Origin of the sequence: Shewanella sp. MBTL60-007 (genome assembly GCF_019654915.1) — a bacterium.
Lineage (GTDB): Bacteria > Pseudomonadota > Gammaproteobacteria > Enterobacterales > Shewanellaceae > Shewanella.
In genome coordinates this window covers 1-6,124 of sequence record NZ_BPET01000108.1, presented here as the reverse complement: position 1 = coordinate 6,124, position 6,124 = coordinate 1, and the positions used below count along the sequence as shown (strand labels likewise).

Sequence of the window (6,124 nt, the reverse complement as noted above, 5' to 3'; positions counted from 1 at the left end):
CACTTAACTCAGTGTTAGGGGAGGGGCTTTAGGGTTTTAGGCTTTCTCTATTTAAACATTTACAGCCAGTAGCCTGTATTTACAGATGCAAACTAGTTGTAATTAGCGCTGATTAAGTGTTTTTTTCAGAAGTAACACTAATAGCTATATAAGCATCTGGATAGCTATATATAAGCATCTGGATTGCGATTAGTTTAGGACGATAAACAAATTTGTACGCATCAACTTTAAACACTAATGACGCCGCAAGGTTTACTTTCTTTTTGTTGGTAAACAGCAAAGAGGATAAAGCGGCAAATAAAAAGGATTTCATTATGAAACTTAAATCACTAATTGTAAGTTTATCTCTGGCCTCTACATGTTTATTGAGCGCTAACGCTTCGGCTAATACCGGGACTATTAACTTTATAGGATCAATTTCAACGACAACTTGTGAAATTCAAGTTGCTACCGATGGGGTGATATCACCAGATCATGTTGTAGACTTAGGCTCTTATCTGGTAAGTGACGTCAACACATTAACTGGCGGTGCTCATTCAGCATTTGGGACAATTAAAGATGTTACTTTGATCCCAGACCCGAGTACTTGTAGTGTTCCTGCAGATTTTGCTGGCGGAGCCGAAATTAAGGTTTCGACTAACAGCACTTTTGGGCCTAATTCAAATGTTATTACGTCTGATGATTCTGCGATTTCAAACGCGGGTATAGAGTTCCTACTAGGCGGTGTAACCCCTATTCTAAATAAAACCGTCTCAACCACTGATGGTGTTGATTACGACTCAAATAATGGTGAGGTCCAATTTACGGCACAGCCTTATGCTCTTGGCACTGTCGCCCCTGGTCCGATTAGTGGAACTGCGACTTTTTCTGTCTCGTACAAGTAAACCAAAAGCTTAAGCCGGTATTCGTGTTTTCTTCCTGGCGAATACTGGCTTTATTCGGACTGCCATTATGAATACGTCGCACCGTCTAGTATTACTCATGTTGTTTTATGCTAATACTGCTGTAGCAGTAGAGCGTGAGTATGAACTTGAAAACGAGATCGAGCATGAGCTTGATAACGAGATCGAGTATGAGCTTGATAACGAGATCGAGTATGAGCTTGAAAACGAGATCGAGTATGAGCTTGAAAACGAGATCGAGTATGAACTTGAAAACGAAATCGAGTATGAGCAAGAAGCGGAATTCAACACTTCGTTTGTGTTTGGTAGCAGTAATGGCGTTGATCTTAAGGAGGTGCTTAAACCCCTTACAGGCATTTATGAGGTTAAACTTAATAATGAGTCCTTTGGTAATTATTATTTAGTAGAACAAAATGGCAAGTTTAGTTTGCCAGATGAGCTAACGGCACGATTGGGGTTGAGAGTTAAGCCTGTTTTGCTTGATGAGCTAAGCTCGGGACTGAAGGTCGGTTATAAAGGAGCCTTATATAACGTTCAAATGCACAAGCAAAAAAGTCAATTGGGTATTTGGGCAAGTGAGCGCTACTTAATTGAGAGTGAACAAAACGACATCCCTTTTGCTGCTGGCTTACCAGCTCTGCGGATGATGTATAACGCCAAAGTAGTTGGCTACGATTCGAATGATAATATTGAGCATACTGCGCCATTTAATGGCAAGTTAATGTGGACCTTTGGTGACGATTACTTAGTTAATGCCAGCATGTACTCGCGGGATCTCTTCGATGAAGCGATTGAATTTGACCAATTATCGCTTTCAAAAATTTTACCTCAATATGAATCTGAGCTTACCGCTGGCCAGCTCAACTTAAATGGGCAATACATTGAAGGTTTTGCCTTTAAAGGTGCCTCATTAAAGAGTGTTGATGGCTTAAAATCTCGACAGCAACGCTATTATACTCCGCACATTAATGGGGTCGCGAATACTAATGCCACCGTTTATGTTTATCAAGGCGAAAGGTTATTAACGACTAAGTCTGTTGCTGCCGGTCCATTTACTATTGATAACCTATCAGGTTTATCGAACCAAAGATTACGTATCGTGGTGCAAGAGCAGGACGGTACAGAGCAAATTAGTTATTTCGAAAATACCTTTGTACCAGGCCTATTAACCCCTGACGCTTACGACTATCAGATAAATTTGGGTATGTATGAGCCTCGTTCGGGCGTTAAAGACATTGACGCCTATTTTTTGCAAGCCGACTATGCGCGAGGTTTTACATGGGGCACGCCATCAGTTGGCGCGCTGATTGCTGAAGATTATGCCAGTACCACGATAGGCTCGGCATTTTCCCTTGGCCAGTTTGGTGCATTGGGAGCCAATATTTCGAGCTCTCTGTTTCAGAGCGATGAAAGCGGCTCAGAGTTAGGCCATAGTGTTAGTGTGACTTATTCAAAATACGTTAACCAAATGGCTAACTTGCAGTTGGCGGGTTATCGCTACTCTACTGAAAACTATTTCAGTTTCTCTGAGGCGATGGAGCATAAAGCCTACAATAACTATCAAGGCCAAAAAATTAAAAACCGCTATTTGGCCTCTTTTACCACTCGACTCCCTTATTTAGATAACAGTTTGTCGCTTAGCTTTAATAGCGATGAGTATTGGCGTTCAAGTGAAAGAACGACCAATTACAGTTTAGGTTACGGTGGATCTTTGGGGGCATTAAATTATTCGCTTAACGTGTCGCGCTCCTTTAATCAAACTGGAACAGCTAATACCAATGTATTTTTGTCAGTCAATATGCCTTTAATCGATTTTTTTGATAAAGGCAGTGGCGCTGTGTCTGCGCGGTACGATTCAAATGGTTCGCAAGAGAATGTCGGTGCTGATTTTTCCCGCTCATTTGATCGCTTAAGTTATAGCGTTTCAGCAACCCAACAACTAGGGACTGAGCAACAACGTGTTTCGGCAGGGGCGTTTTATAGAGGCCGTTATGCGCAAAGCCATCTTTCTGGCTTTTATTCACCTGATATGAATTCATGGAGTGGTGGGGTTTCAGGCACCATAGTTAATGATGGTGAAAACTTTATTTTCGGCTCCGATATGGCGAGAACGCAAGCTTTGGTGAGTGTAAATGGGGCTATGGGCGATGACGTTGAAATTAATGGTGTCACAGTTGATGGTAATGGCAAAGCGATTGTTCCCTTGAACGGTAATTTTCAACCTCAGTCGTTGACGTTTATGCCTGCGGCGGGAGCGCAAGCGCAAGGGAAGGGGCGGATTGAGTTAAGCCAGCAAACGGCCCGACTTCGTCCGTTAAGTGCTCGTTTATCTGGTGTTGAGCTCGAAGCTAACCGCATTTTATATTTAAAGGCAACCTTGTACGGGCAAAACCAAGAAACACTTGGTTTTGGTTCCCACTTTGAATATGAGGGATCTGAGTATTATGTGGGGGCTTATGGCGACATATTTTTACCGATAAAACTAACCTCTATGCATACGGTAGTTAAGTTTTCGAATAATAGTTGTCGCTACAAATTCACCTTTAAACCAGAAGTTGAAGATTTTTTAGCTGGATTTGTTGATGCAGGGGAGTTGTTATGTGTTGTAAATTGAAATCATTATTGATTTTTTTTAGTGTCTTTTTATCGTTATTTGTGGAGCAAGCTCATGCTGGGTTTAGCTTAGGCTCAACTCGCTTGGTGGTTTTATCTCAAGATACTCAGGTCTTAAAAGTGTTAAACCATGGTGATATTGCTTTTGCTATGCAGGCATGGGCTGAAACTGAAAGTGGAGATAATCCAGGGCATGCTTTGGTTGTTTCTCCCTCATTCGCTAAGTTAGCTGGTGATAGTAGTCTTGACCTTAAGGTAATGAGCTTATCGGGTGGCGGTGACATGGAGCAATTGTATTACTTGAATGTACAAGAGATCCCGCCGAAGGCTAAAAAAGATCACAACGGGGTAAGGGGCAACCAAGTCGCTTTTGCTATTCGTACAAAAATTAAGGTATTTGTGCGAACAGAGGCATTGCAAGAGCAACGTCGCCATGCTGAAAAAGCGGTAACTGTTTCACTATCGGAGGATGGCAAGCAGTTGCATATTAATAATCCAACGCCTTTTTACTTTACTATTGATACAGCATCATTGGGTGGCAATATGTTACCAGTGTCAAAAACTGGTTTGGTGCCACCAATGGCAAAAGAAGCTATTGATATTGGCGCTAACGCACTGGTATATGAAGAGGTTGAAATTAACTTTATTGACGATTACGGCGCTAAACGACTATATCGCTATGCTATCCAGTAGCAGATTCAATAGAAGTGATGAATAGGTAATAAAAAAGCGTGAGTTTTTACTCACGCTTTTTTATTTAAAGTTTTATTTGAAGACTGGGCAATGTTAACCAAGGAGCATCAAACCCATTTTACGGAAGGTTTAGAAGCCGTCTACCCCATAGTTTGGCTCGCTTGACTCAATTTTCAATATACAAGGAGATAAAAATTTAAACTGTCTATCTTTATGTTTTACCGTTTGAGTAAACCAGTATATCTGCAAGCGTAATAGACTATTATTAGGGATACTACTTGAACGATAAAAGCCACGATAACATCGCCTGTTGTACATATAGCTTGAGTTGTAGATTTTAATGTTTCTATCACCTAAATATATTTTGCGATAGTCAACACCATTAGCTGTCTCATTCGCAAAAGTATATTCTCCTAGCCGAAAAATACCATTTACGACTTCTATTTGATGGCGACTTGCCATATTGTAAAATGGCAACGTTTGATAACGGCTTAGAGTTAAACCCAAAACTGTAGTAAAGGTTAATGACAACAGAATCCAAGAAACCGTTTTTTTATAACGATACATAAACCAAAATGCAGCCAATAGCAAAACGACTGCAAACAATAAAAACAGCTCGTATTCAAGCCATTCACTGCTTTCAAAAAGAGTCACGATAACAACCCCTTTGTTATTAAAAATTATAAAATCGTGTTTACAACGTAGATAAACTAACTTCAGTACAGTCGGGCGGGAGAATTAGCAGTAGCATATTAGCCAACAAAGCTAGGCGGTTTTAATATTTGCCCACAATGAATATTGTGGGCAAATGAGTTTAAATTTGTAAAACGCTTACTTCAATACTGGAACCTTTTTAGTACCAAATACTCGCGCTTCAATTCGGCGGTTTGCAGTATTTGCCTCCATAGAGCTGCCTTTAAACAGTGGTCGCGTATCTCCATAACCTTTGTATGAAACTCTATTTTTTGCTATCCCATACTCAGCAGTTAAAACTCTCGCCACAGCCTCAGCACGTTTCTCTGAAAGCTCCATGTTGTACTGTGAATTGCCTATATTAGAAGCATGACCTGAAATAGTAACTTTGGTATTAGGGTTTTGCTTCATGTGTACTGCTAATTTTCTAATATCTCTATATGCAGACGACTTCACTACCGCAGAGTCATTGGCAAACTTAGCTTCAATATTAAAACTTTCTTCAATGTCTTTATAAACTGTGCAACCATGATGGTCGACTTTATGTTTAGATGGCGTATTTATGCATTGATCTAAATTGTTCGGCACCTGATCACCATCGTCGTCCTTAGCGGTTACCACAGGTTTTGATTGTTTGCCAAAACGGTAACTCAGCGCTAAGCCCCAGTAGTTACTTTCCATCGCTAACGTTTTCCACTTATCTTCATCTAAGCTTTCATAACGTCGGTATTTAACTTGAAGCATTAAGTTTTCACTAATGTTATAACCTATTCCCGCCCCAATATACGGCGCAATACCACTATCGCTGTAATACTCGCTACCATATTGCTTGTTATTAGAAATACGGTAGTTAAGCAAGCCAACCTCTGTCGACAAACTCCAGTCTTCAGCGAATGGCCAAAATCCAACGCCTCCAAGACTCATCCCCTTAGCGCCAACATCATTTAACTTGTTTGAATAATCTACCCATTCTGCTCGACCAAGTTGGCGATAACCAAGCTCAACACCAAAATAATCATTAAACAAATAGCCAGCAAAAATATCCCATGCATAAGGCTCATCTTCGCCACATTTTTTCATCGTTTTTTGATCGCAGTTTGGTTCATAGTTATTAACCCCGACACCACCACCAACATACCAAGGGGTCATTTCGTCAGCTGCAATCGCAGTTAAAGGTAACAAGGTTGCAAGGCACATCGTTTTTAGTACATGCTTCATCATTC

At 40.7% G+C, this 6,124-nt stretch carries 5 protein-coding genes; 3 read left to right on the top strand and 2 right to left on the bottom strand.

Annotated elements, in window-relative coordinates; genetic code table 11:
- The first annotated feature begins 212 nt into the window (after positions 1 to 212).
- The 3 genes from K5Q92_RS23205 to K5Q92_RS23195 all read left to right on the top strand — a co-directional run bounded on the left by K5Q92_RS23205 (position 213) and on the right by K5Q92_RS23195 (position 4,208).
- Positions 213 to 884: a fimbrial protein gene (locus tag K5Q92_RS23205; RefSeq protein ID WP_220771192.1), complete on the top strand. Its 672-nt coding sequence runs from the start codon at positions 213 to 215 to the stop codon at positions 882 to 884.
- 67 nt (positions 885 to 951) lie between these two features.
- Positions 952 to 3,516 (top strand): fimbria/pilus outer membrane usher protein, encoded by a 2,565-nt coding sequence (locus K5Q92_RS23200; protein WP_220771191.1) that lies wholly within the window; start codon positions 952 to 954, stop codon positions 3,514 to 3,516.
- Positions 3,501 to 4,208 carry a molecular chaperone gene (locus K5Q92_RS23195; RefSeq protein WP_220771190.1) on the top strand — a complete coding sequence of 236 codons (708 nt, stop codon included), beginning with the start codon at positions 3,501 to 3,503 and terminating at the stop codon, positions 4,206 to 4,208. The genes K5Q92_RS23200 and K5Q92_RS23195 overlap by 16 nt, the downstream gene beginning before the upstream one ends.
- 129 nt (positions 4,209 to 4,337) lie before the next feature.
- On the opposite strand, the gene K5Q92_RS23190 is transcribed toward K5Q92_RS23195, so the two are convergent.
- On the bottom strand, positions 4,338 to 4,862 hold the full coding sequence (locus tag K5Q92_RS23190; protein WP_220771189.1) for a hypothetical protein: 525 nt from the start codon (positions 4,860 to 4,862) through the stop codon (positions 4,338 to 4,340).
- Positions 4,863 to 5,039: 177 nt separating this feature from the next.
- The coding region (locus tag K5Q92_RS23185) for an OmpA family protein (protein ID WP_220771188.1) at positions 5,040 to 6,124 on the bottom strand (1,085 nt) is incomplete at its 5' end.

Excerpts from the sequence above, each read along its gene's own strand:
- K5Q92_RS23195 (WP_220771190.1), top strand. The coding sequence starts at position 3,501 with ATGTGTTGTAAATTGAAATCATTATTGATTTTTTTTAGTGTCTTTTTA.
- K5Q92_RS23200 (WP_220771191.1), top strand. The coding sequence starts at position 952 with ATGAATACGTCGCACCGTCTAGTATTACTCATGTTGTTTTATGCTAAT.